This window comes from Deltaproteobacteria bacterium (genome assembly GCA_016218975.1).
Classification (GTDB): domain Bacteria; phylum Desulfobacterota; class Deferrimicrobia; order Deferrimicrobiales; family Deferrimicrobiaceae; genus JAENIX01.
The window spans coordinates 29,959-55,519 of sequence record JACRCO010000029.1 but is presented as its reverse complement, the minus strand read 5'-3'; the positions used below and the strand labels follow the sequence as shown (position 1 = coordinate 55,519).

General features: G+C 59.7%; 19 protein-coding genes. 6 read left to right on the top strand and 13 right to left on the bottom strand.

Annotated features, from left to right (window positions below):
• Positions 1 to 6 precede the first annotated feature (6 nt).
• The 8 genes from HY896_03185 to HY896_03150 form a co-directional block, all read right to left on the bottom strand.
• Entirely contained in the window at positions 7 to 750 is a 744-nt protein-coding gene (locus HY896_03185) for a PilZ domain-containing protein (protein ID MBI5575350.1), read from the bottom strand.
• Positions 747 to 2,246 (bottom strand): response regulator, encoded by a 1,500-nt coding sequence (locus tag HY896_03180; protein MBI5575349.1) that lies wholly within the window; start codon positions 2,244 to 2,246, stop codon positions 747 to 749. Before HY896_03180 ends, HY896_03185 begins: the two co-directional genes overlap by 4 nt.
• Before the next feature lie 134 nt (positions 2,247 to 2,380).
• Complete coding sequence (locus HY896_03175; GenBank protein ID MBI5575348.1) at positions 2,381 to 2,575, bottom strand: hypothetical protein; 195 nt, start codon at positions 2,573 to 2,575, stop codon at positions 2,381 to 2,383.
• 131 nt (positions 2,576 to 2,706) lie between these two features.
• Positions 2,707 to 3,129, bottom strand: coding sequence for a hypothetical protein (locus HY896_03170; GenBank protein MBI5575347.1), 423 nt, complete (start codon positions 3,127 to 3,129; stop codon positions 2,707 to 2,709).
• Between the two features lie 30 nt (positions 3,130 to 3,159).
• A complete protein-coding gene (locus HY896_03165; protein ID MBI5575346.1) occupies positions 3,160 to 4,884 on the bottom strand; it encodes a glycosyltransferase family 9 protein in 1,725 nt (574 codons plus the stop codon).
• Positions 4,881 to 6,647: a glycosyltransferase gene (locus HY896_03160; protein ID MBI5575345.1), complete on the bottom strand. Its 1,767-nt coding sequence runs from the start codon at positions 6,645 to 6,647 to the stop codon at positions 4,881 to 4,883. Before HY896_03160 ends, HY896_03165 begins: the two co-directional genes overlap by 4 nt.
• A gap of 3 nt (positions 6,648 to 6,650) precedes the next feature.
• Positions 6,651 to 7,997, bottom strand: a complete 1,347-nt coding sequence (locus HY896_03155; GenBank protein ID MBI5575344.1) for a glycosyltransferase — start codon at positions 7,995 to 7,997, stop codon at positions 6,651 to 6,653.
• 4 nt (positions 7,998 to 8,001) lie between these two features.
• On the bottom strand, positions 8,002 to 9,678 hold the full coding sequence (locus tag HY896_03150) for a glycosyltransferase (GenBank protein MBI5575343.1): 1,677 nt from the start codon (positions 9,676 to 9,678) through the stop codon (positions 8,002 to 8,004).
• 544 nt (positions 9,679 to 10,222) lie between these two features.
• On the opposite strand from HY896_03150, the gene HY896_03145 reads away from it, so the two are divergent.
• Positions 10,223 to 11,494 carry a glycosyltransferase gene (locus HY896_03145; GenBank protein ID MBI5575342.1) on the top strand — a complete coding sequence of 424 codons (1,272 nt, stop codon included), beginning with the start codon at positions 10,223 to 10,225 and terminating at the stop codon, positions 11,492 to 11,494.
• 28 nt (positions 11,495 to 11,522) lie between these two features.
• Here HY896_03145 and HY896_03140 read toward each other — a convergent pair whose 3' ends face one another.
• The 5 genes from HY896_03140 to HY896_03120 all read right to left on the bottom strand — a co-directional run bounded on the left by HY896_03140 (position 11,523) and on the right by HY896_03120 (position 15,008).
• Positions 11,523 to 11,918 (bottom strand): hypothetical protein, encoded by a 396-nt coding sequence (locus HY896_03140; GenBank protein MBI5575341.1) that lies wholly within the window; start codon positions 11,916 to 11,918, stop codon positions 11,523 to 11,525.
• Positions 11,915 to 12,340, bottom strand: coding sequence for a flagellar export chaperone FliS (gene fliS / locus HY896_03135; GenBank protein MBI5575340.1), 426 nt, complete (start codon positions 12,338 to 12,340; stop codon positions 11,915 to 11,917). The genes HY896_03140 and fliS overlap by 4 nt, the downstream gene beginning before the upstream one ends.
• Positions 12,341 to 12,394: 54 nt before the next feature.
• Entirely contained in the window at positions 12,395 to 13,729 is a 1,335-nt protein-coding gene (gene fliD / locus HY896_03130) for a flagellar filament capping protein FliD (GenBank protein MBI5575339.1), read from the bottom strand.
• On the bottom strand, positions 13,730 to 14,110 hold the full coding sequence (locus tag HY896_03125; GenBank protein ID MBI5575338.1) for a flagellar protein FlaG: 381 nt from the start codon (positions 14,108 to 14,110) through the stop codon (positions 13,730 to 13,732).
• 61 nt (positions 14,111 to 14,171) lie between these two features.
• The gene (locus HY896_03120; protein ID MBI5575337.1) at positions 14,172 to 15,008 is read right to left on the bottom strand and encodes a flagellin FliC; all 837 of its coding nucleotides are present in this window, start codon (positions 15,006 to 15,008) and stop codon (positions 14,172 to 14,174) included.
• 363 nt (positions 15,009 to 15,371) lie between these two features.
• Between HY896_03120 and rfbC the strand changes: the two genes are divergently transcribed.
• The 5 genes from rfbC to HY896_03095 all read left to right on the top strand — a co-directional run bounded on the left by rfbC (position 15,372) and on the right by HY896_03095 (position 25,560).
• Positions 15,372 to 15,962, top strand: a complete 591-nt coding sequence (rfbC, locus tag HY896_03115; GenBank protein ID MBI5575336.1) for a dTDP-4-dehydrorhamnose 3,5-epimerase — start codon at positions 15,372 to 15,374, stop codon at positions 15,960 to 15,962.
• A gap of 3 nt (positions 15,963 to 15,965) precedes the next feature.
• Positions 15,966 to 16,829 carry a dTDP-4-dehydrorhamnose reductase gene (gene rfbD, locus HY896_03110; GenBank protein MBI5575335.1) on the top strand — a complete coding sequence of 288 codons (864 nt, stop codon included), beginning with the start codon at positions 15,966 to 15,968 and terminating at the stop codon, positions 16,827 to 16,829.
• Between the two features lie 12 nt (positions 16,830 to 16,841).
• Positions 16,842 to 17,897, top strand: a complete 1,056-nt coding sequence (locus HY896_03105) for an SDR family oxidoreductase (protein ID MBI5575334.1) — start codon at positions 16,842 to 16,844, stop codon at positions 17,895 to 17,897.
• 69 nt (positions 17,898 to 17,966) lie between these two features.
• Positions 17,967 to 21,119, top strand: coding sequence for a glycosyltransferase (locus HY896_03100; protein ID MBI5575333.1), 3,153 nt, complete (start codon positions 17,967 to 17,969; stop codon positions 21,117 to 21,119).
• 55 nt (positions 21,120 to 21,174) lie between these two features.
• Positions 21,175 to 25,560 (top strand): radical SAM protein, encoded by a 4,386-nt coding sequence (locus HY896_03095; protein ID MBI5575332.1) that lies wholly within the window; start codon positions 21,175 to 21,177, stop codon positions 25,558 to 25,560.
• Position 25,561 lies beyond the last annotated feature (1 nt).

Below are 25,561 nucleotides of genomic sequence, written 5' to 3'. Positions count from 1 at the left end.
TATACCCTAATCCCGCGCCTTTCGGATGATGTCCCTCTGGCGCACGAGGGCGTACTGGATGATCTCGTCCCGAAGTTCGTCGCTCATGTCGCCGAATTGCATCGCGATGTCCTTCTCCCCGTTCCCGGCATCCTCGAGCCTCACGATGCTGCCGTATAGGAGCAGGCCGACCGGCGGACGGGAGGGAAGCAGCATCTTTATCTCCAGCTCGTCCCCGATTTCGAATCGATCCTTCGTCTGGAACCGGATTCCCGTCGCGCTTATGTTCACGCGCTTCTTTTCCGCCTCCAGGAACCCCTCGGTTCGCATGTCGAGCCGTTCGAGTATCATCGCGAGCATCGACTGGATGTTGGCGAGCGCCTGCCACACGCGCGGATTCACGTCCGGGCCCGGCGGATCCGGCTCGAGCGGGCCGGCGGCGGAAAACGGAAAGGAACGCGAAGCGCCAAGGGGTTCGTCCCCCGAGAGCTTCCGGGCAACGAAGGGAACCACGTCGTCCACGCGGAAGTACTCGCGGCTGTTCGACCAGGTCTGCCGCAGCGTTACGGTGTCGTCGCCCAAGGTCGTCACCTCCCCGAAGTATTGGCGCTCCCCTGAGGAGATCACCAGGCGCTGGCCCGCCGATAGCCCCTGTCGCGCGTCCACTCCGAGCGTTATGGTTTCGCCGTCGGCGGAAACCACCGTCGCCTGGTGCTGGACGACCTCGGGAAGCGTTTTGTAGAAGACCTTTTCACCCGAACTAAGGCTCATTGGGGAATCTCCTTCCCGATCGAGGTTGCGAGGAACGCCCGCACGACTTCCGGGTCGAACTGCGTGCCGGAGCATCGCTTGAGCTCCTCGACCGCGAAGTCACGCGTGCGCGCCGTCCGGTATGGCCGGTTGGACGTCATTGCGTCGAAGGAATCCGCGGCGGCAAGGATTCTCGCGACGGTCGGTATCTCCTCACCCGAGGCGGCGTCCGGATATCCGCTGCCGTTGAAGTGCTCATGGTGGTGGCGGATCAGCACCCTTTCCCGGTCGAAGAATTTGATCGGCTTCACGATCTCGTCGCCTATGACCGCGTGCTGCCGGATCTCCTCGAACTCGGCTTCCGTCAGCCTGCCCGGCTTGAGGAGCACCGTATCCCGAACGCCGATCTTCCCGATGTCGTGGAGATAACCGCCGAACCGGATCGTATCGATGTCCTCGGTTCCCATCCCCATCACTTCCGCGATCCGGACGGAATATTTCGTGACCCTCTCGGAGTGCGCCTTCGTGTAGAAATCCCGGGCCTCGATCGTCGCGATGAGAGACTTGAGCGAATCGACGAGGTTGTTGAAGAACACCTGGTAGAGGGCGTTGTTCTCGATCTTCGATGCGACTTTTTTCACGAAATCGATCGCGAGGTAGATCTCCTCTTCGGCGAACGCCGTTCCGTCTGCCTTGTTCGAAATGCTTAGGATCCCGAACACCTTGTTTCCCGCCAGCAGCGGAATCGCGAGGAACTGCGTGCGCAGGACCCCGCCGTTGTACGGGCCGGGCTCCCCCACGTCGCCGATGCGGTACTGCTTGTCCTCCACGACGCGCTCGAAGAGCGTTCCCGATATCGGATAGTCTCCCCTGGACACTCCGATGCCGGACTTCACCCGGAGCTTGCCGTCGTCGAGGATGCCGAACGACACCTCGCTCACTGCGAGGAATTTCGCCGCCAGCTCGGCGACCTGGGAGTAGATTTCCTTGTTCTCGTGGCACCGGTCGATTTCGGCGCTCACCCTGTGAAGGGCCACGATCTCCTGCAGCCTCTTGAAGAGCTCCGCGTTCAGGACCTTGAGGGATTCTCCGGAGCCGTGCGCCGAGGCAAGACGCCCCGAAAGCTTCTGCTCTCCGAGGATGCGTTCCGTGGTGGCGACGATCTTGTCGACCTTGAACGGCTTGGTGATGAAGTCGCACGCCCCCTGTCGCATCGCGTGAACGGCGACCTCCATCGAGGAGACCCCGGTGATGACGACGACGGGCGTGGCGGGAACGATCTCCCGGGCCTTTTTGAGGAATTCCATCCCGTTCAGGCGCGGCATGGCGAGATCGGTGAAGATCACGTCGTACGACCCTTTGCGAACCTTGGCAAGCCCGTCGAGGCCGTCGACCGCGATATCGGTTTCGTAGCCGCCGACGCCGGACAGGATCTGGGAAAGCAGATCCCTGACCCCGGGATCGTCGTCGACGATCAATACCTTCCCCCTGCCTCCCGCTTCCAGCATCGATTTCACCCGTTCCCTTTTTCGGAGTACACCCCCCTGCTTTTTCGGCAGAACGGGCCGAAAACCTTAGCGGTTTTTTTATTGCGGGCGGATGAAAGGATGCTGTCGCCGCGGGAATTCCGGGGCAGTGAAAAGGGAAGAAACTACTCTCCGCTCCGGATGCGGGCGAGGACCGCGCTCTGGGCTTCTTCGAGGATTTTCTGGCGCTTCGCCTCGGCCGAAATGGTGACGACGTCCTTCAGGTCCGTGGAATCGCTTTCCGGAACCTGCGGCCGTGTCTTGAGAACCCTGTGGTACAGGCTGGTGACTTCACCGAGCTGGAAGGGGAATACTGTCAACCGCCCGACCTCCGTGTTAGGCAGTGGTCATGACGCTGGTGGTCATGACGCTTACGCTCCTGCCTGCTACTTATCGGTCGAAGCCGGGAAAACTATAGCCCGCAGTAATCATTAATATTTTTCCGCAGGATTCAGGCGGCGGCGAGCAGCTCCCGGACCCTTGTAAGGTCCTTCTCCCCTTCCGCGAGGAGGGGGGAAATTTCGTACTGGATAAGGTCGGCCAGCGTAATCCAGTCCTTCCCCTCGAACGCGGTCAACATTTCGCGGAAAAGATCGACGGACTTTTCCCAGGAAGCGAACGCATCGGCCGGGACGCTCCGGGTCTTTAGAACGGATGTGCCGTTCCTGATTTCCCGCACGAGGTCGAAGAGATCCCCCAGGTTGGAAATGCACGACGAAAGCGCGGTGAAAGTGTCGGCGTCGTCACCGACCCGGAGGAGCTTCGAGCAGGCGACAAGCCGCTTGTCGATCTCCCCCACGGTCCCAAGCGCTCCGTCCACACCCTCAACGAGCTTTTCGAGGAGTTCCCCCTGCCTCGGATCGTCGATTCCCATTACAGCCCTCCTTCCCCGGCGCGGATTTTTTCAAGTATTGCACGATGCGATAGGAGCGATCACCCGCTTTTCGACGAGGCCCCCGATCGCTTCGGCGATCATCGCATAGTGGTTTTTCAGGTCGGAGTACAGGCGGAGCGCGGATTCAGCCAGGACCGCCAGCTCCTTCCCTTCCAGGGCCTCCTTTCCGAAGCGGAAGAGCGTCACCGGAGGCATCAGGTGGGGATGCGTGCGGCCGAGTGTTTCGATCTCCCGGTCGACGGCGGGCACGTCCTCCCATGTCCGCCGGATCCATTCGGCATCCGGTGCCGGCCGTACGGCTTCCCTCGCTATGAGAGATACCCTCGTAAGCGCTTCCCCGGCGAGCGCCTCCATATTGCGCGCTATCTCGAGATCGTCGCGGAGCGCCCCCCGCAAGGTATCCAGAGCCTCGTCTCCGTGCCACGCGGCGATCTTCGACACGAGCCCCTCGCCGGCCTGACCGGCGGAGGCCCCGCCGCCTCCGCCCAGGATCCGTTGCCATGTTTCGCGATAGAGGTACACGTAGAACGTTTCCCGGGTCAGAGGACGCCTGATCAACGGAGTGTAATCCGCGAGGCCGTCCTCCGGGAAGCCGGAGCGGTAGACCCGCACCCCCCGCCACAACGGTCCGTCTTCGATCGATTCCACGCCCCCCTCGCGAAGTATCCGCCTCGCAAGATCGAACACGCTTTCGGACGTGACCATTTCCTTGCAACGAGGGTTTTTGCATTCCACGTGAAACCCGCACGGCCCGCAAGGGACGTCCGCCTCGATCACGTAGTGCCCTTCTCCGTAAGGGCCTGTTTCGCGGAAACAGACGTGGCCGAGCGATATGTCAAGGGCGCGGGTTCCGACCGCGGTGGCGATATGCAGGGGACCCGTGTCGTTGCTGACGAACAACGCGCACCGTTCCAGCAGCGCCGCGACTCCCCGCAGGTCCGTCTTCCCGATGAGGTTTACCGCCTTCGTCGCCGAAAGGGACTCGAACTCCCTGCCGAGCTGTTCCTCGGATTTCGATCCGGTAAGCAGGATTCGGGCGCCGAGCGACTCAGCGAGCCGATCCGCCAATCCTGCGAAGGACGCCGCGGGCCATGTCTTCAAGCGATGGCTCGCGCCGAGCTGGAAGCCGATGACCGGATCGTCATCGCCGATGCCGTATCCCCCGAGGACAGCCTTGCACTTCAGTCTCTCTTCATCCGAAACGTTCAGGTGCAACCCCTTCCGCGAGGTCGAAACGCCCCCCGCCTTGACGAACATGTCGCACAGGTGGAAGGGATTGTAGTTCCGGGATGGAATAACGCTCATGAAGTACCACTGCCATGGATACCGGATGATCCTGCATCCTTCCGAGTCCGCGGTCACGCCCCGCACCTCCCGTGCGTTGAACAGGGACGTGAGGACCGCCCCCTCCCCCGACGCCGTGAAATTGATCGCGAGATCGTACTCCGTGTCGTTCACCTCGTCGATGAAGGTTTCCAGGGCACGGTACCCCTCAACCACGGAATGTTCCTCGTCGCAAACAAGCTTCCGCAGCCCCATCTTGTCGAACACGACGATACGGTCGGCGAACGGTATGTCCTTGCAGATCTCCGCGAAAACGGCGTTGGCAAGGAGGGTGATGCGCGCCCCCGGATATGCATCCTTGATTCCCGCCATGACGGGCGTCGTCTGGATGAGGTCCCCCATCCGCGTAAGGTTGACGACGAGGATTTCCTTTCCGCCGGCCGCGCTCATGCCCTGATCTCGTTCAACGCCAGGAAGATCCTTTCGACACGGGAGAGCTCTCCGTGGCCGGACCGGATTTCCCCGATGATATCGGGGAGCTTAAGGCTCCGGGCATCGGCGAACCGCGCGAGGTAACGCCCGAGTTCCGTTTCCGGCCCCGCTTCTTCGATCAGGCGTTCCGGATCCTCCCTGTCCCTTTTTTCCCTCCACGGGGGCACGAACCCGTTCCGGACCATGAAGCCGATCATTTCTTCCATACGCTGCTCGTAGGTGTGGTCCCTCAGGACCCTTTGCCGGCCCTTGCAGGCGACCGCTTCCCGCTCATCCGGGTGCGCAAGGTAATGCGCGATCTTCCCGCGAAGGTCTTCGAGAGCGTCGAAGCATACGATCTCCTCGCCTATATCGAAAAAGCCGGGCAGGCCGGACCGGAAATCCACGAGCTGGAATCCCCCGCATGCCGCGATCTCGAAAGTGCGCGGGTTCACGAAATCGCCGTCCGGATTCACCCCTTCGTGATAGCTCGAAGAGTGAAGGTTGATGTTGATCCTGGCGGCGTTGAAAATCCTTACTATCTCCTCCGTGCCGATGCGGGCGCCGTTCCGCTGCAGGAATCCTTGCAGGGCCGGGCAGGAATCCCACTCGTTTCCCCAGATCCTGAAGTCGAAATCGGTAAGGCCTTCGAAAAGCTTTCGCCGGTTGTAGTACCCCGCGCCGACGAAGGAAACGTCGCCGCCGAACTCCCGCTCCTCGTCGGCCGACAATTCCATCTTCCTGTGGATATCGGGAGACGCGGCAAGCGGAAGGAAAGCCGCCTTTACCGCACCCGCTTCCCGCAGGGAGCCGAGAAACGCGCCGTTCTGGATCGCGAAGAAGTAGTTGTAGGAGGAGGCCATGGCCCGCCAGTACTCCATGTGGCGGAAATCCTCCACGAACCAGAAGGCGGTGGCGATTCCCTGCTCCCGAAGCCTCGCGAGGACCGTCTCGGTCAGCGGGGCCTGCGCGAGCGCCAACACGAGGTCGGGACGGAACTGGACGATCCTCGCCAATACCGCTTCTGATGCGAAATCGCCGAACTTCATCCTGAGAATGTCGCGGTGCGTCCGGCTCTCCGTCACCTTGTCGATCGAAAGAAACGCATTCGCGTAAGGGCTGTTGTCGATGTACTCCACCTCGTGCCCGAGTCTTCCGAGGGCTTCGGCGCAATACCCCGCTATCGGAAGCGATCCTCCGTAGAACGGCCCTACCACGGCGATCCGAAGCCCTCTCGCTACCGCACGAAGCACGTCCAGGCGGGCGAGCGCTTCGGAAAAGGGGGCCGGTGACGACCGGACAGAAGGTATGTGCTGCAGCACGAGGGATCTCTTGCGGAGCGAAAGTCCGTCGGGCGCTTCGACGATCCGGACGCGCGAAAGAATCGCGGAGAGGTCGGATGCCCTCAACGCGGCTCGCAGGATTTCGATCCTCGGCTCGAAGACCGTTACGGGCTTGTCCGTGGTGCGCGACAATTCCGCCACGTGATATCCCAACCCGAACCCGAGCACGACGAGCTCCGCCGCCCTGTCGATCTCCCCCCGGTTGTGCTCGACCCACTCCTTCGCCTCGCGTATCGGGTCGTAGAGGCTGTGGAGGGCGACTCCGCCCGCCCTGGCGGACGGAGGACCAGTTTTCGACGGCACGAGCGGAATGTCCCCGCTTCGTCCCGCGCCGGCGACGAGTTCCGCAAGCCGCCCATCCGCGGCCTTCAAATATTCGAGGTTTTTCCCGAAGACCATCCGTCACGCCCCACCGGGCAAGGCCCGCTCGAAGGCCGCCTTGCGCGCCAGGGCATCTTCCCGTCCCGGTTCGAACAGAAGGATCTTTTCAAGGTCCGCGAACGCCTCGTCGCGACGGCCGAGCCTGACGCAGATATCCGAATGCCGGAGGAGGGCTTCCGCGTCGAGAGGGTGGGCTTCGAGAAACATTTCAAGGGCCGACCGGGCCGATTCGAGATCCCCCGATTCGAGAGCGGTCTCCAACTCCCGCCTTTCCTTATGGAAATAATCTCTTTCCTCCATCCCTTCCACGTGGATTTGCGCGGATCCCCGGATGAAACCTGCCGAATGCGAATCGGCAAGTGAAGGAGCGACGCGACCCGGCACGATGTCGTCGGGCACCGACACGCCCGGAGATCCCGCATCGAGCACGCGCTTCCAGTTTGAGATGAACGATTCGATGGGAAAGCGGTCGGCGACCGTTTCCCGGGCTTTTTGACCGAGAGTTCCGGCAAGGCCCCGATCCGAGAACAGGTCCTCTACCCGCGCTCTCAATTCCCGTTCGTCCGCCGACACATACCCGTTGGCCCCGTTTTCGATCGGGGAAGACGGGTTCTCCGCAGACACGACGGGCATCCCGGTCGCCATCGCCTCGAGCATCGCAAGGTTGTAGCCGTCCTCGAACGGCGCCTGCGTCGTGTTCACGTAAACACGGTGGCTCCGCATGTATCCCCTGCAATCATCCCAGTCCTTCGGGACGAACGATCCCGCCACCGTCGGATTCAGGCCGAGGACCGTTGCCGGAAGCCCCGATAACGCTTTTTCCTGGATGGAGAACCCCGACGCCGGATCCGCTTCTTTCAGGAAATTGCCGATTCTCAAAACTTTCCTCTCGGAGCCTGTGTACCCGCCATATTCTGCGAGATCGATCCCCGGAAGGATGATCTCCCCGTCCAGCCCCCAACTCTCCTTTTTCAGGCGGGAAATGAAAATCGGCGTGACGTTCGGCGAAAGCGTCACCAACCGCCGCACTTTATCGTGGAAAGCGGTTTTCAGATCGCGACCGGCCTCGCCCGCCCGCACCTCCACGGTGGTGTGGAACAAAATCGCTTTCGGCAAATCGGACTCCAGCACGAACATCAGATCGAAAACGTTATGCGCAACGATGCGGTCGTACCCCCCTGCCGCCAGTCGCGACAAGGCGGCGGCTTCATCGATAAGCCGGCAGTTTCGCGGGACGGGCCGAAACTCGCGTATCCATCCGAACCTTCCCCCTTTCGTCACCTGGACGACGTCGAACTCGTACCCCGTCTTCGCGAGGAGATGGATGTAACTTTCATGCCAGTTGAATGTGAGTATCCTCGGTACCATCTATTTACCCTATAGCCCGCAAGGCATCGATGATCGTCCGGATGCGGTGCCGATATGTATGTTCCGCCAGCACTCGCCGCCGTCCCCGCCCGGCAATGTCTTTTCGCGCCGCATCGTTACGGAGATAGAACTTCGCCAGATCCGCGATTTCCCCGCGGTCACGGTAGGCAACGACTTCTTTCCCTTCTTCGAAAAGATTTCCGATCGATTCCTGGCGGTCGGTGAGGAGAAACGCGCCGCAGGCCGGCACATCGAAGACCCTCTGGTTTGCAGCAGTCCCCATCTGCACATTCGTGGCGTTGAAATTGACTGCGCAGGCGTTGTAGAAGAGCGGAGTCTCCCCGTAGTAGTTCATGGGAGGACCTGTCCGGAAGCCGCCGTTCAGAAGCTTCTTCCACCCTGCATCTCCCCTTATGACCGCATCGAGACCCTCCAGTTCCCGCACGCACGAAAGCCGGTAGAGAAGCGTCGCCCGCCAAAGGACCGCCGCCTCGACGTCGGCCCGCTCCGATTCGGCGAGGGACTCGAATGACCCGTATTCACCGGGCTCCATGGCCTCAACGGCGATTTGCCGGAACGAGCATCCCCTCGAGTAGCAGAGCCGCCGAGCCGTCCGCTCCACCGCGGCGTGGAGATGCGCAGGCACCTTCCGGAGCCGGTCCCGCGCCGGAACGACCATCGAATTCCCGACGAACCCGATATCGGCTCCGAACTTTTTTCTTTCGGACGCAGACACCCTTCTCGGCATGAATACCGTTTCGTCCGCGGCCAGCGGAAGCCGGTAGACATGCTTGAAGCCGAGGGATCTCATATCCTCGGCGTAGGCTTCATCCCATAGAAATACATGGCTTAGCGGCGATACGTTCTTATCAAAGGCCTTGACCGTGAGATTGGGGCTGTCAACGTACCAGATCGCGGCCGGCAACTCTATCGCCTGGAACAGGTTCGCGAGTATCCCTTCCTCGTCGAAGCCCAGGTGATTTACGGTAAGGACGAAGTCCGGCCTGTGCGCGGCGACGGTTTCTATGGCTCGATGCAGGATGTCGCCGCAGCTCTCTCCCTTTTTTCCGGGCACCCGCACGACATCGTGCCCGAGGGCCTTGACGGCCCGCGCGATCTCCTCGGTGAGGAAGTAGCCGAAGTCGAAAAGGGCTACCGTCAGGGCCTCGCTCCTGAACTTTCGATAACGGAGCCTGTCCCAGAGCCGGAAGGATACCGTCCGGTCGAGCGCCTTCCGTATCGGGCCGTAATAATCGGGGAACGCGCTCACGGCGGGAAGGAACGCAAATACGGCGAGCGGCGGCAATCCGGTTTCCAGATGATGTTTCGAGATTTCCGCGACGGCTTCGGAGGGGGAGGCCCCCACGATGAGCCTGATGCGGTCCGCCGGATCGGCGGCTTTTCCGTACGTCATGCAGAAATCGCGGATTTCCGGCATCCCCTCGACGACCACGATGTCTGCTTCCGGATAACGTCGCCGAAGCTCCGCCACGTGATACCCGAGCCCGAGACCCAGGACCACGATGATACCCTTGCCGTCGAAAAGGAAGGCATCTACGATTTCCAGCGCTTCGCCTTCGGGATCGTAAATGCTGTGGAGACGCTTCAGTGAACCGTCAACACTCTGGACGCTGACCGTGTATGCGGCAGTTTTCGATGCCTCGATCGATATCAACGGCACTATCGATGCCTTTCCCGGATCGCCGAACCGCCATGATCCCCGATAATATCCAGCCTCTCGGGTACCCAAGCAAAACCCTTGCCATGCAACAGATGAAACTTCTCGTTATAAATTCGTAAAGATGTTAACCAGTTGTCGGGCCTGTTCCCCGATTGCCCGATTTGAACTCTTCGAATCCACCGCCAAATAATGCGGTGCGTCAAACTTTTGAATTTTCTCACCGCTTCATGGCGCCATAATTTGGTTTCAAAGGTTCACCCTGTTTTTTGTTCTTCCGACAATAAATACTTGTTTATGGATTTACAGTGCCCCCTTTGAACGACAAACATTTCATTGAAATACTTTCGTTTTTCTCCTTTTACACAAACATGAAATGTCTTTCCCGCTGTCGGCGATGTCAATCTCATCCACTGCGATGGTTGATGAGATTTCCATGCATTTTGAGTGGCATGAGACTTGCTCGAAAAATTTTTGCATGTCGATTTGACGTTGCGAAATGGATTCACCCAGGCGTGCATGCAATTAGGAGGCGGGAGCATAAACGATGAAAATTTCCGTTTCCATGATCGCCATGAACGAAGAGAAGCACATCGGAAGGGCTCTGAGCTCTTGCTCCTTCGCGGACGAGATCGTCGTTGTGGACGGCGGAAGCACCGACCGAACCCTGGAAATCCTGAAATCCGACCCGAGGGTCGTCCTGGTGGAACATCCATGGGAAGGACATTTCGGGAACCAGCGGCAGATTTCCCTCGATCGCTGCAGCGGAGACTGGGTGATCCGCCTGGATTCGGACGAGGCATACTCGGAGGAGTTCGAAAGGAAGATAAGGGGCGTGCTGTCTTCCGCGGAACCAGGTATAGCGGGATTCACCATACGACAATGCAACCTGGTCGGCAACGAACTGTACTATTCCAGGGCGGCCGACAATTTCGAATGGACCCCTAGGATCTGGAGAAACCTGCCGGGGGTAAAGTGGATAAGGCATGTGCACGAATACCTGACGGGCATCGACGGAAGGGTCGAAAAGCTCGATCTGTACATCGTCCACTACGGGTTCCTGGACAAGAAACGTTATTGGCGCAAAGGAGAAAATTATTCCGGAATCGAAGGAAGCGGGTACGCAAGACCGGAGGAGCTTGTTTACAGGGAATATGACGTTTATCCAAGACCCCTCTCGTCACGGGTAAATCCGCGCGTTCCTCCATATCCGGTTCGGGCGTCTTCCGGCCTGCCGCGAGTAGCGGTTATAAGGCCTGCCGGATTCGATCCGGCGGAAATGGCGTGTTTGCTCGCGTTAAGCGACACTTTCGAATTCACCGGTTATACCCTTCTCTCCGCGGATACAAGCGCATCGCAAACTGAAATGCCGATCGAACGGCTTCCGCAACTCGAGGATTCCACCGACTACCTGGTGGGGCTGGAGGCGGAACTGATCGACAAGGACATCGTATTCACCGAATACCTGTCCAGCGTTTCCACGCTTCAGGCCGTTGTAGCGAAGCTCAAATTCGGGAACAGGGTAGTAGCGCTATCCGCGGAAACCGATCTTGTTCCGACCGGGAAAGCGGAATATATCGACAAGGTGAAAAGGCTTTCACTGCCGGAGGTGGACGCATACGTCGCCGTGTCGGATCGAGCGAGGGATTCGCTGCTCCGCGAGGGGATCTCCCCCGGGAAAATCCGCGTCGTGCCGATGAGAGAACAGTTCGATCCGCGGGAATCGGTTAATAATCTTGGGGATGTGTTTACGGAAGTCCTGTCACGAACGAATGTCCGGCGGCCCGGCCGGCAACCTGTGGACGCCTGCGTCCTGTGAAGGGAAACCGGATATGAGCACTCCGATTTCAGGCCGTGACGGAGATTTTCCCCGCCGTTCCGCGGGCGGCGGTGTTCCTGAAATATCGCTTTAATTTGTCGATCCCGTCCAGCTTCGCGGCAGTATCCGACATCGCAGCCCGGATCGCCTCGGAAATATCCCTGTCCACCGACAGGATTTCCCCGATGGCCTTGCGCCGGTTTTCGCGCGAACACACACGGCCACCGGCGCTTCCAACAGCCATTTTTCCGGCAGCCGGACGGACGGGGGACCCCCTTTCGAAGATGGAAATCCCCTCGACGATCACTCGCCGTTCCTCGGCCAATTCCATCGCCTCTTCGAGCTTCCCCTCCCCGAGGGCGGCCCGTTGCGCCCTCGCCAATTCGAGGAGATCCGCAAGAAGAGTGTCCGTGCCGCGGTTCATGCCTGGACGGCCATTCCGGCCTGGCGTGCCCTGTTCGGAGGAGGCGCATGCGCCGCGACCTGGATCCGTTCCATCTCTTTCCAGGCACCACGGAGGACCTCCAGAATATTTATGGCTTCGCCGAGCGCAGCCGCGTCGTTCTTCAGATTGGCCTGGAGAAGGCGGTCGAGTATGAAGTCGTAGAGACGGCGGAGGTTCCTGGCGATCTCTCCGCCTTCTTCCATGTTCAGCGAACTTGCCAGTTCGCCGACAATCGCGGTTGCCTTCCCTATATAAATGCCCTTGCCCGGAATGTCGCGCTCCTCCATTTTCATCCGCGCGATTTTCAGGAAATTCATCGCACCGTCGAAGAGAAGGGAAACGACCCTCACGTTGTCCGAAGTGTCGATCGTCGCCTTCCGGTAGGCATCGTACTGCTGCATGTCTCTCTCCCTTCCCCCTTTTATCCTGCTATAAACGTTTTGATTCTTCCGCCGCTATTCGACGGACAGACTGCTGAGAAACGCCGTCTGCGAGGTGAGCGTGCTTAGGAGCGCTTCAAGCCTCGCGAAGCGTGCCCTCAATTCTTCCTCTTCCTTTGTCAGGCGGGCTTCTATCTCCAGAATGTCGTCCGAAATCCCGGTCACAAGCGTGCCGAGACCTTTGGTTCGGTAAGTGATGGATCCGGTGATCGTATCCGTCACCTCGTCCGCGTAGTCGTAGATTTCGGCCGCCAGCCCGCCGTCGGCGTTGAACAGGTCCGAAACCCCGGCCAGTTCCGTCGTCAGCTTGTCGTTCAGCACGGTGGAGTCGACTGTCAGCTTCCCGTCCGTGCCGGTTTCGATGCCGATCTGCGCCAGCACCCGCAAGCCCTCCGGAAGCCCGGACACGCGGGTCCCCACGATCCTTTGCAGGCCGGTTACGATGTCACGCGCAGTCGATTCCCCTGTGAGGGAACCGCCTTTCCGCGTATTCGTGTCGTAATAGGCGTTGGTGGATACGAGTGAGACGACGTCGTTGTAGGCGGCGACCAGCGCGTCGATCTTTTCCCGTATGACGTCGGTATCGTTCGTCACCGACAGGGTGGCGGTCCCTCCCTTTTTCAGTGAGATCGTGACGCCGGCGATCGCGTCCTCGACCGTGTTGGAGCTCCGCGTCATGGAAAACGTGTCGATGCTGAATGCGGCGTCCTGGGCCGCCTGCAGCGTCGTCCCGCCGGACACGGGCCCGCTCGGCAGCCCGAGCGTACTGACGTTCTCGGTGACGACGATGCCGTTGGATGCCCCCGATTCCTTGCTCGTCAGGACGAGCCGGTACCCGCTCCCGTCGTAAATGATGCTCGCCTCCGCGTCACCGTCCTCCGCATTTATGGCATCCCGCAGATTTTCAAGGGTCGTTTCCGTTGAAACCACGACGGTCGTGGCCGCCCCTCCACCGACCGTGAAACTGAAATTACCGGTGGCGGAGCTGACGACGGTCGTCTCCGCCGCAACGGGGGAGGAAGCGATCCGGTGAGCCTGCGCGAGAGTGGTCACACTGATCGAATAATTGCCCACGGCGGCGGAACTGGCGGCCGTGGAAGTGAAAACGGCATCGTCGCTCGACGAGGCGTTCTTCGCATAGAAACTCGACGCGGTCCTCAGCGCGTTCGCGGCGGTCTTCAGCGCGGCCAGCTTGGAGGAGAGCTCACCGTAGACGCTGATCTTCTTGTTATAATCCGCCTTCTTGGATTCCAGACGAGTGATCGGCTGCCGCTCGAGCTTCATGATCTGTTCGATCATGGAGTTGTAGTCGATCCCGGACGACAGTCCGCCGACCGAAAACGTGGCCACCTATACCTCCCGATCCACGGCGAGGCCGCGCTGCTCGCGGGCCATCTGATCCAACCGTTCCTTGATGCGCTTTGCGCTCGCGACTGTCTCGGCAAACGGGATCTGTCGAACCACTTCGCCGCTCTCCTTGTCCACGACTTTGACTACTACCATGTTCACGTCGCTCGCGATCTCGATGCGAAGCTCCCGTTCCGGAAGAGGATTGATTTTCAGGGCCTCCCGCACGATCTTCCTGACCTCGCCTTCTTCCGGAGCTTCTTTCGCCGCCTCTTTCAAGGCGGGAGACGGAGCATGGTCTTCCCGGGCGGGGGCGGGGGGGGCGACTCCTCCCGGATTTCCCGGCGTCGATATCGGCGATCCGATGTCGTTTTTCACGTCCATAACGATTCCCTGAATCTTGCGGGGAGGGGGCTTTTACCCCCTCCCCCGTTTAACCTTACGTTTACTTCAAGAGTTGAAGAGCCGCCTGCGGCAACACGTTGGCCTGTGCGACCATCGCGGTGGCCGCCTGGACGAGGATCTGGTTCCTCGTGAACTGTGACGTCTCGAATGCGAAGTCGGCATCCCGGATCGCCGATTCCGCGGCTCCGAGGTTCTCCGCCGCGACGCGCAGGTTCGCGATCGTCGATTCGAGCCGGTTCATTACGGCGCCGAGTGTGCCGCGCCGCGTGGCCACGGTGTTGATGGCGGAGTCGATCTGCGCCAGCGCGGATTGCGCGTTGCCCACGATCGAAATATTCCCGAACGTGCCCGTCAGGCCGAGGGTCGACGAACCCGTCACGCCGATCCCCGAGAAGAACGCGATCCGGTCGTTTGCGCTGTTCTGGAACCCGACCTGCAAGCTCACGCCGGTGGCGCTGGAATCCCCGTTCAGGAGTTTCACGCCGTTGAACTCGGTGGTCAACGCGATCCGGTCGATTTCCTGGATCATCTGGGTGTATTCGTTGTCGAGTGCCGTACGGTCCTGGACGGTGCCGTTCGCAGCCTGCTCTGCAAGCTCGCGCATACGGGAAAGGATGTTTCCGATTTCCACGAGCCCGCCTTCAGTCGTCTGCGCCAGGGAAACGCCGTCCTGGGAATTCCTGATCGCTACCGAGATGCTCTTGACCTGCGCGCGCAACTTTTCCGACACCGCCAGGCCGGAGGCGTCGTCCTTGGCGCTGTTGATCCGGAGGCCGGACGAAAGCCGCTGGACTGAGGTTGAAAGCAGCGAGGTGTTTGCTACGAGGTTTTTCTGGGCGCTCAAGGACGCGATATTCGTGTTGATTACAAGAGCCATGTCATTTCCTCCATGAAATGAGTTCGGGCATCCTTGCCCGGTTTATTTTTCGAGGCCGCGGCCGTTTCGACCGGCGCGATATTCGGCTGTTTTGCCGGCTGCCAAACCGGCGTGGTTTCCGCACCCTCCTTTCCAGCCGTTTCCTCGCTCGACCCCTGTAACAGTTATCGGTCGAACACCGGCAACCTTTAGTTATGGCGATCGTCGGCAGTCCCCCGTCCGCCTGCCATTCCGAACGTCAACATACTGACGTCCAGGAAATCTTCTTGTCATACTATTACACTGTAACCGGTCGAATAATAAGGGATTAGCGATAGGCATGCACCTTGCTTGCAAGATGATTGTCCGTGGTACGGCAACGATATGGAGGAGAACCAGGTGAAAATCCGCGTCGAGTCGACCGATATCGAGGGCGTCTTTTTCGTCCATCCGGAGCTATTTCGCGATTCGCGTGGATTTTTCCTCGAATCCTTCCGGGAGGACGTCTGGGCGGCGGAAAAACTGCCGACCCGATTTGTCCAGCTCAATCATTCGGGGTCGGTGAAAAACGTGGTGCGCGGTCTTCATTTCCAATGGGACCCTCCGATGGGCAAACTCATGCGCGTGACCGCCGGATCGGCCTTCCTCGTGGCGGTGGATATCAGAAAGGATTCTCCCACGCTGGGCAAGTGGGTGGGACGTGAACTCCACTATCAAGAACCGGTCCTGTTCTGGGCGCCCGCCGGATGCGCCCGCGGCTTCGCCGTCACATCGGACTTCGCCGAAGTCCAGTATCTATGCACCGGCACGTATAACGGCAACACGGAATCGAACGTCCTCTGGAACGATCCTCGAATAGGAATCGAGTGGCCCGTATCGGACCCGATCGTATCCGAAAGGGACCAGAGAGCGAAAACACTCGATGAATGGCTTTCCGATCCCTTGTCCGACGTCTTCCGGACCGAGCGGATATAGTCGATGCGCGTCCTTGTCATCGGAGCCGAGGGACAGCTTGGCAAAGATGTCTTGGCCGAGCTCGGCCCCCTCGTCGCTGACGCGCCTCCTCACGCCGATCTCGATATCACCGACGAAACCCGGGTGAGCGAAAGAATCTCCCGGATCAAACCCGACGTCGTTATAAACCTGTCGGCGTTCCATGACGTGCCCACTTGCGAAAAGCGCCCGCACACGGCCTTCGAGGTCAACACGCTGGGCCCCCGTTACGTCGCCCGCGCCTGCCGGGCGAACGGGGCCGGTTTTTTCCATATCAGCACCGATTATGTGTTCGACGGACGCAAGGGGGAACCGTACGAGGAAGACGACCTGACCGGGCCGATGATGATATACGGCGCCACGAAACTGGCGGGCGAATATCTGGCGCTGGCCGAGTGGGAACAGACGTACATCCTGCGAACGACGGGCCTGTTCGGGAGCAACCCGTGCCGGGCGAAACCGGGCGGCCGGAACTTCGTCGAAACCATGCTTCATCTTGGGCGCACGCGAGGAAAAGTGGACGTCGTCTCCGATGTGTTCTGCTGCCCGACCTATTCGAAGGACCTGGCCCGCCAGCTTGCGACCTTGTCAACCGATCCCCCGGCGCCCGGCGTATACCACGTGGTCTCTCCCCCGGGTTGTTCGTGGATGGAGTTCGCACGAATGATCTTCTCCGCCGCCGGCCTCGAGGAGGTCAAGGTGACTCCCGTTTCGAGCGGCGCTTCCCCCGCGCTTTTCCGCCGGCCGGCGGACTCGCGTCTCGCGATCCGGAAAATCGGGAAGAGCGGCCGTTCCGTAATGCGGCCGTTGAAGGAAGCCATCGAAGATTACATGCGACGACGTGACTGACAGGAGGGGTTCATGAGCAGGAACGGAAGGTTCGTCCTTGTTACGGGCGGTGCCGGCTACATCGGATGCACGCTTGTCCCGCTGTTGCTGAAACGGGGATACAAGGTACGCGTATTCGACAAACTCCTTTTCGGCGCAGACGGCCTCGATGCCGTGGCGAAAGACGTCGAGATCGTCCAGGGTGACGTCGGCGATTTCGACGACGGGGTGCTGGAAGATATCGACAAGGTTATCCACCTGGCGGCGTTGAGCAACGACCCTACCGCGGAATTCGCGCCCGACGCCTGCCGCCTTATCAACGTCGAAGGAACCCGAAACGTGGCCGAGGGTTGCATTCGCCGAGGCGTCCGGCGTTTCGTTCTCGCGTCGAGTTGTTCCATCTATTACAGCCTCAACCCTTATGACGGAATGCTGAACGAGGAATCCGAAATCAGCCCGACGGCCCCTTACTCCGTTTCCAAGAAACTCGCCGAGGAACTCCTTCGCGATCTCGCGGGCCCGGAATTCTGCCCGGTGGCGCTCAGAAAGGGGACCGTCTTCGGCTTCTCTCCCCGCATGCGGTACGACCTGGTGGTCAACACCTTCTCTAAAACCGCCTGGGAGACCGGGCGACTGATCGTTTTCGGTGGCGGGGAAATGTGGCGTCCGCTGCTCGACATCAACGATGCCGCGGAAGCGTACATCAACGCATTGGAATTGCCCGAAGGCATAGTGCGCGGGAAAGCGTTCAACGTGCTTCACAAGAATTATCGGGTTCTGGAGCTCGCCCACTGGATCAAGTACGTGCTGAGAGACAAAAAGCAGATCGAAGTGGACGTCCGGTACATGGACGGGGTTCCTACACGCAGCTATCAAGTGTCGGGGAACCGGTTTCGTGAAACCTTCGGTTACACTCCTCCCCGCGGCATCACGCAGACCGTGCTGGACCTGTGGCAGCGCTTCGAACAGGGAAAAAACACCGATTTCTCGAACGCCGAGTATTACAACATCGTGTGGCTGAAAATGCTGACAACGATGCAGGAGAGAATTTCGAGGATGGGGCAGCTGCTTCCCGGTACGGGAGCGTAGCCGACAATGCCGAATCCATCGACGATTCCAGGTGCGGCCGACGAACCGCAAGAGCGGACCGAAAGGGATATGAAAGGCTCCCCCGCCATGGAATTCACCGGGGAACGATATGTCCCCGAAAAAGGTTGGGCGACAATCGCCTACGAACACCTGTCACGGTACCTGTTCGCTTCCGATTTCGCACGGGGAAAGCGGGTCCTGGACCTCGGCTCCGGCGAAGGTTACGGAGCGCACATTCTTTCGAAGGCGGCGGCTTCCGTCGTCGGGATCGATATCGAAGTGGAAGCCGTGCGGCACGCCCGGGACAAGTATGCGAACAAGTCCGGCAACCTTTCCTATGCGCCCGGATCCGCCACCCGGATTCCCTTCGAAGACGGGCGATTCGAGGTCGTCGTGTGCTTCGAGATGCTGGAGCATATCGACGAGCACGAAGCGATGATTAATGAAATCCGGCGGGTCTTGTGCGACGACGGGATCCTGATCGTATCGACCCCCGACAAGAAGGTGTACTCGGATCTCCCCGGCTACGCCAACGAATATCATGTGCGGGAACTTTACCTGGAGGAGTTCCGCACGCTCCTGTGCGGCCATTTTCCGCATGTCGCCTTCTTCGGCCAGAAGAATCTCACCGGAAACCTGATAGCGCGGCTGGACGAAGCCGGCTCCCAATCGATCGTAATCCGCAGGATACGCCGGGCCAACGAGCTGAACGAATTCGAGACCGTCGAACCCGACCCTTCAGACCGCATGTATTTCATCGCCGTCGGTTGCCGGTCCAAGGCCGTTTTCGATGCCTTTCCCGGACAACTGGTCGCCGATCGGGACGAGCGTATGGCCATGGAACCCGGCGAATTCGGCCATCGACGGCTTTTGGAAGCGGCAAAGGAAAAACACGACATTGAAGAACGGTTGAAGACCTCCTGGTCGTCCCGGCAGCAAGCGGACGACCTCGCACGGGAATTGATTCATGAAGTCGAACGACAACACGTCATCGAACAGGCGGGAGTGGAGCCCGAACAGCACGAATACGACCTGGTCATGCCGAACTTCAATTCGAAGGGGTTCGTGGAGAAATGCCTCGACTCCCTGCTCCGCACCACGGATCACCGGCACCGGATCATCATCGTCGACGATGCCAGCACAGATCCGGAAGTCGGGCCGATGCTCCGAGGATACGCCGAACGTTGGTCTCACATCCGATACATCCGGCTGAACGTGAACATGGGGTTCCCCGGCGCAGTCAATACCGGCATAGCGGCATCCGACCGCGATATCGTGGTCGTCAACTCCGATACGGAATTCACGCCCGGCTGGCTCGCCCGTATGGACCGCTGCAGGCGCAGCGATCCGCGCATCCACATCGTCTCTCCCCTCTCGAACAATGCGACGATCTGCTCGGTTCCGCAGATGAACATGAAAAACCTCCTGAAACCCGGAGTGACGGCGGACGACATGGCACGCCTGGTGGCCGGGACTTCGCTGCGCCGCTATCCGAAGGTCCCCACGGCCGTCGGTTTCTGCATGCTGGTAACACGAGAAGTGATCGACGACGTCGGCGTCATCGATATGGCTTTCGGGAGAGGTTACGGCGAGGAAGTCGACTGGTGCCAAAGGGCATGGGCAATGGGGTACCGGAGCGCGCTCTGCGACGACGCGTTCGTATTTCACCACGGAGAGGTGGGCCATTCCGAATTCCCCGAAAAACGGCGCCTTCAGGAAGAAAACGAGAAGATGGTCGGCCGCCGCTGGCCCAGGTACCACGAATCCGTCAAGATCTACTGCCTTTTGAATCCCCTTCGCTACCAGCATCAGCGGCTCGCCGCCCAACTTCGTCAACGACGTGAAACGGGTAAACTTCGCGTCCTTCATGTTGTCCACAGTTTCGAACCGAAAGCGGGGACGGAATTGCATACGAGGCGGATCATCGAAGAGAACGCGGGACGCATCGAATGTTCCGTTCTCTACCCTCGCATCATGGAACCGTGGTACGACGCATTGACGGAAGAGGAAGAGGGGGGCGTCTTCAAGATCAAGATGAACCTGAACATGGTTCCTATCGAAAACACCCTGAAAGGTTCGGCCGTCTCCCTGCGTTCCCGCATGGTGGAGAGATTTTTTTCCGAGACGGTGCTCGGCTCCCGAGCGGACATCGTCCACTTCCAGCACCTCCAGAACTTCGGTTCATTCCAATTGCCGCAGATAGCAAGGGCTCTTCATCGCCAGGTCGTCATGACACTCCATGATTATTTCCTGCTGTGCCCCGACTGGAACATGACGCTGCCGGACGGCCCGTATTGCGGCAAGGCACGGGCGGAGAACGAGCCGGATTGCATCCGCTGCCTGGCCTCCAGGCACAAGGCAATCCGGCCGGACCTCCCGTTCGATTTCGGCCGATTTATCGAAGAGAGAAACCATCTGGTTCGCGAAGCGCTGGAAGCGTGCGACGTGCTGATCGCGCCGTCGGATTTCGTCAAGAAGCAGTTCGTACGCGCACACGGAGAGGAAGTCGGGGGCAAGATCCGGGTCATCCCTCACGGCACCGAACCGTATCCCTTCGACGCTACGTACAAACCGGGGAAGCGCCTGCGCGTCGCATTCGTCGGCAACATGACCCAAGCCAAGGGGCGGGACGTGTTCTTCGAGGTCGCGAGACGCCTCCGGAACCGTCCCATCCGGTTCCGGGTTCACGGAGGTACGCCATCCGGGACGAATGCAACATCCAGGAAGAATCTGGAATTCATGGGAACCTATGAACGTACCGATCTTCCCCGGCTTCTCCAGGAGGCGGACGTGGTGGTCATCCCGCCGGTCTGGCACGAAACTTATTGTTACACGGTCGACGAGGCCTTTCGGGCGGGAGTCCCCGTTATCGCCTCGCGTGCCGGGGCCATCGAGGAGAGGATCCGCGACGGGGAAACGGGAATCCTGGTGGAAATGAACGACGCCGACGGCCTCGAGGCGGCGATTCTCAAGGTGGAGAGCCGCCGGGAAATTCTGGCGACCTTTCGGAAAAACATCTCAAAGCTTCGCCTGAAGACCGACAGGGCTAACATGGCTGAATATGCTTCCCTCTATGAATCGCTTCGCGGGGCGAAACTCTACAGGGGAGACCTGATCGCGGAACGCATGAAGGCGAACCGGACCAACAGCGTGCCGCGGCAGGTGACGATGGAAGAGTACTGCCTGCGCCACAAAATGAAAAACCCGCTGGCCGAGCCATGAACACGTTCCGAAATAGCAGGCCGGCTCCTCCCGATCCGATCCGGGAGAGGAACCCTTGAAAGTCGCGCTGATCGCCTGCCCCGCCTGGGCGAACTGGGCTCCAAACTATGCCCTGCTGACCCTCGAAGCCCAGCTTCTGCGCGCCGGCCACTCCGTCGGACTATCCGATCTCAATATCGAGGCATACCGGTCCGTCTCCGAGGAATACAGGGCATGGTGGAAAGACGAGCATTCGGTCTTTTGGGAATCGCAGGAAACAGCCGACCGGTTCTGGAAGGACCAACGGCGGTTTTTCGAAGATCAGGCGGAGCGGATCGCCGCGTGGCGGCCCGAGATTGTCGCCCTGTCCATCAACTCCGGAGCGAGGTTTGTCTCGGACCTGTTCGCCCGCCAGTTGAGGAAGGCCCTTCCGTCCGTTCCATTCCTTGCGGGGGGTTCCGATTGCTTCCATTCCGAGTGGGGAACGCGCCATATGATTCCCGGGGTTGTGGACGCCTTGTGCCCTGGAGAAGGAGAAATCGCGCTTCCGCACATCGTCCGGGCGATTTCCGAGCACGGACGTGTGCCGCCGGATATGCCCGGTTTCTTCACGTGGGACGGCGATAAGATTCGCGATAACGGAAATCCGCCCGTGCCATCGGAGCTGGATGATCTTGCTCCTGTCGGGATCGACCCTTCCTGCCTTTCGAAATACACGCTCCCGAACCGCGCGATCCTCATGATCAGCCGGGGGTGCATCAACCGCTGCGCATATTGCAACGAAAGTCCCAATTTCGGCCGTTTCCGGACGCACTCCGCGGATTGGATGGCGGATCAGATCGGAAGCCTTCTTCCGGCTCTCGCGGCCTGCGGATCCACTCCCCACATCAATTTCAACGATTCGCTGATCAACGGCCGGATCGATGTCCTCGATCGTCTTTGCGATATCATCCTCGAGCGGAAACTCGAGTTCACCTGGGGAGGCATGGCCTACATCCGGAAGGAAATGAGCATCGACCTGCTCCGGAAGATGCGCCGTGCGGGATGCGTCGAACTGTGCTGGGGTCTCGAAAGCGGATCGGCCGCCGTGCTAAAGGCCATGCGCAAGCGGTATGACCCGGCATTGGCCGACAGGGTGATTTGCGACGCGCACAAAGCGGGGATCGCCCAGTATGGAAATATGATCGTCGGCTTCCCCGGCGAAGGACCGAGGGAATTTGCGGAAAGCCTCTTTTTCCTGTCCAAGAATATCGATAAATTCACGAACCTCGGGCTTCCCATCCTCACTCCCCGCCCCAACTCGCCGCTCTACAAGGAGCCGGGGCGATGGGGGCTTGCCTCGCTGGAAGCCGAGGATTGGGTCTCGACTGACGGAAAAAACACGCCCAGGATCCGAATCCTGCGACGCAGCATCCTTTCCGGTCTTCTGGATTCAAAGCTGTTCGACCAGGGACGTCATGCCGCGCAGACGGCCCGGAACGTTCCCGATCTATCCGATCCGGAAGTCCGGAAGGAATATGCATCCATCTTCGACCACTATCTCAAAATATCCCACGAATACCTGGCTCTTTCACCAGGCAAACTTCCCGACCTGCCCGAGGCATGGTCCACGGAGAAAGCGTGCACGGAAGCCGGGAAATCGAAAGCCGAACCGGCACCCGGGGCGCCGGAAGCACTTCTCCAGGAGAAGCTTTCGAATATATCGTCTTTCGGACGCCTGCTCCGAGACCTAAAGAAAGGCAATCCGGCAAAAGAAGTCGAAAATAAACCGATCGAAATCTACGTCGAGCTCACGAAGCGATGCAACCTCGACTGCCCCATGTGCTCCCACAAGCTGGAGCTGGCGGAACATGTGGAAAAACATGGCCGGGACAAGGTCGATCTTCCCGCCGAGCACATACCGGCGATCGACGAACTCCTTACCGCCGCGGCGATGCTGTATACGGTCGGCGTCGGAGAACCCACACTTCATCCGGGTCTCGTGGAAATCGTGCGGAGAGCCGCCGGCCGTGGCGTATTCACATGGGTCAATTCCAACGCCGCCAACGTGCCGGATTCCCTCATCCACGACCTGGTCCAGGCTCGCCTTTCAAGATTCGTCTTCAGCGTTTCCGGCGGGACCCGGGATCGGTATGAGCAGTACCACAAGCCGGCTAAGTGGGAAAAACTGTGGCGGACTATCGAAGGCTTTCACCGGGAACGGTTCGATAACGGAGTGTCCTGGCCGCAGTTGTTCCTGAACTTCGTGGTCATGGATGACAATATCGTCGACCTGCCCGGACTGGTCGGCCGGATCGCTCCATTCGGGTTCGCCGGGGTGTCGGTCAAGCCCGCCGTCAACATGAAAGGGATTCTGGATATACGGCCGGATGCACCGCGACCGACGGAATGCACGGAGGAGCACCGAAATATCCTGAAGAACCTGCGGGAAAGCATCCGGAGCCTGCCGATGGAATGGGAGGATCATTCTTTCCTGGGAAGCCATCGTTCGCAGGATCCGCATGACGGCATCTGTCTTCACCCGTTCTCGACCCTGTTCGTATCTCCGATCGGCGATGTTTATCCATGTGGGCCGGGGGAAGCCCTGTGCGGAGATGACCTGAAAATCGGAAATCTGCGGGATTCAACGTTGACGGAGATGTGGCAAAGCCCCGCGCTCCGAAAACTCCGTGATCGCGTTCAGGCCCGTGATTACCTGCCCGGTTGCAGGGAGTGCATTTCGAAAAAACTCTGCCGCCTCCACAACGACGTCAACGACGGGCTCGAAGGATTCATCGCCGCCGCAAAGACCGGGTGCGGAAATCTCGCGGCGCTTGACGTCGGAGATGAACGGCCGATCCGGTCCCATGAGCACGTCATTCCGGGGCCTCCGTCCGATCAGGAGCCGTTCCGGCTTTCCGCTGTTCCTGCCAACGGCCTCCTTCGCAGGTCTAAACGCGCAAACTATGCCCGATACGTCCTCTCACGGATCGAAAAAAGAGAAATCGTACTGAACAGCCCTATAGAGATCTTCCTGGAAAGCGCCAATGCATGCAATCTCAACTGCAAGTTCTGCGCGATCCGCACGAAAACCCCTCGCCCAAGGGGAAAATCGGCCATCATGCCGGCCGAAATCATGCGTTCGGTCCTTCCGTGGCTTCCCGGCATCGCATCCATATCGCTTCACGGTTTCGGGGAGCCGCTTCTCAACAGGCACCTGCTGGACATGGCCGAAGCCGCCGCGGCCCATGGAGCGGACGTGGATTTTTTCACGAACGGGCAGTTGCTCGACGAAGAGCGTATTCCCCGCCTTGTCCGTTCCGGCGCGCCCCGCATGACGGTATCGGTCAGCACCGCGGATCCGGCATTGTACGAGCACCTGTACGAAAGAGCGAATTTCGATAAACTCCGAAAGAATCTCATATGCCTTCGCGAGGAAAAACTGCGATCCGGAAACGGCAACCCCAGTGTGTCGTTCAACACGATCATTACCCGATCAACGCTGCACGGACTACCGCAACTGGTCGAATTCGCATTCGAGAGCGGAGTGGAAGCGATCGATTTCAAACCACTGGTGACCTACGACGCCTTGCCGGAATTTCAACAGGAACGGATCGATTACGATCCGGACCGCGACGAGCCGATCCTCGGCGAGGTACGGTCCCTCGGCGAGCGGCTCGGAGTCCGTATCAACCTGGACGCGTACTTAAGGACCGGCAACAACGTGGCCGCTCCAACGCCTGCGACAGGGCATGACTGGACCGAGACGGGCCTGAAACTGGCAAAGCCTTGTCCCCTGGTATTCCGGACGTTGTACGTGCGCGTCGACGGGGAATGCAAGCCGTGCTGCTTCGCATCCGACGATCCGGCGTTAACCCTGGGGAATGTGCAAAACCGTCCGATCGAGGACATCTGGAACGGACCGGAGTATCGACGTATCCGCCGAGCCCATATCGCCGGACAAGTACCCCCGACATGCTCGCATTGCGTCAAGTTCGGTCTGGCTCCGCCTGTAGACGCCTCAGGGAATTGGCTTTGCGAAAGAGGATTCGACGTGCCGAACTACGACCTGACCGTATCGCAAATCGAGGAGTTGCATCGCCACATGGACGGAATCATTTCAGGTCTGGGAGGAAACGGTGCCGTCCCGGGACCTGATCTTCGGAAGGCACTTCCCGATCTGCTCCGCAAATCGGTAAATGCCATAAGGGCATTCAAGGAACTTACTCCCCGGCTTCGGAACTTCACGGAACTTCTCGCCGAAGAAAACGGCATTCCCCGGGCGATCGGCCGGCTGCAGGATTCGCTGGTCTCGATTTCCCGCGAAACCGCGGAACTGGCATCGAAAGGAAATCTTTCCGGTGCGTGGGGAGCAGCCCGCAGCGTATACCCCCAATGGTCGGAATGCATGACGGAATTCGAAAGGGAATTCCGAAATACCATGCGTGAGGCTTTCGTACGGCTTTCGCGGCACGAGGTATAAC

Excerpts from the sequence above, each read along its gene's own strand:
- rfbC (MBI5575336.1), top strand. The coding sequence starts at position 15,372 with ATGGAGGAGAACCAGGTGAAAATCCGCGTCGAGTCGACCGATATCGAG.
- HY896_03125 (MBI5575338.1), bottom strand. The coding sequence starts at position 14,110 with ATGGACGTGAAAAACGACATCGGATCGCCGATATCGACGCCGGGAAAT.
- HY896_03155 (MBI5575344.1), bottom strand. The coding sequence starts at position 7,997 with ATGGTACCGAGGATACTCACATTCAACTGGCATGAAAGTTACATCCAT.
- rfbD (MBI5575335.1), top strand. The coding sequence starts at position 15,966 with ATGCGCGTCCTTGTCATCGGAGCCGAGGGACAGCTTGGCAAAGATGTC.
- HY896_03170 (MBI5575347.1), bottom strand. The coding sequence starts at position 3,129 with ATGGGAATCGACGATCCGAGGCAGGGGGAACTCCTCGAAAAGCTCGTT.
- HY896_03105 (MBI5575334.1), top strand. The coding sequence starts at position 16,842 with ATGAGCAGGAACGGAAGGTTCGTCCTTGTTACGGGCGGTGCCGGCTAC.
- HY896_03165 (MBI5575346.1), bottom strand. The coding sequence starts at position 4,884 with ATGAGCGCGGCCGGCGGAAAGGAAATCCTCGTCGTCAACCTTACGCGG.
- fliS (MBI5575340.1), bottom strand. The coding sequence starts at position 12,340 with ATGCAGCAGTACGATGCCTACCGGAAGGCGACGATCGACACTTCGGAC.
- HY896_03140 (MBI5575341.1), bottom strand. The coding sequence starts at position 11,918 with ATGAACCGCGGCACGGACACTCTTCTTGCGGATCTCCTCGAATTGGCG.
- HY896_03145 (MBI5575342.1), top strand. The coding sequence starts at position 10,223 with ATGAAAATTTCCGTTTCCATGATCGCCATGAACGAAGAGAAGCACATC.
- HY896_03100 (MBI5575333.1), top strand. The coding sequence starts at position 17,967 with ATGAAAGGCTCCCCCGCCATGGAATTCACCGGGGAACGATATGTCCCC.
- HY896_03185 (MBI5575350.1), bottom strand. The coding sequence starts at position 750 with ATGAGCCTTAGTTCGGGTGAAAAGGTCTTCTACAAAACGCTTCCCGAG.
- HY896_03120 (MBI5575337.1), bottom strand. The coding sequence starts at position 15,008 with ATGGCTCTTGTAATCAACACGAATATCGCGTCCTTGAGCGCCCAGAAA.
- HY896_03160 (MBI5575345.1), bottom strand. The coding sequence starts at position 6,647 with ATGGTCTTCGGGAAAAACCTCGAATATTTGAAGGCCGCGGATGGGCGG.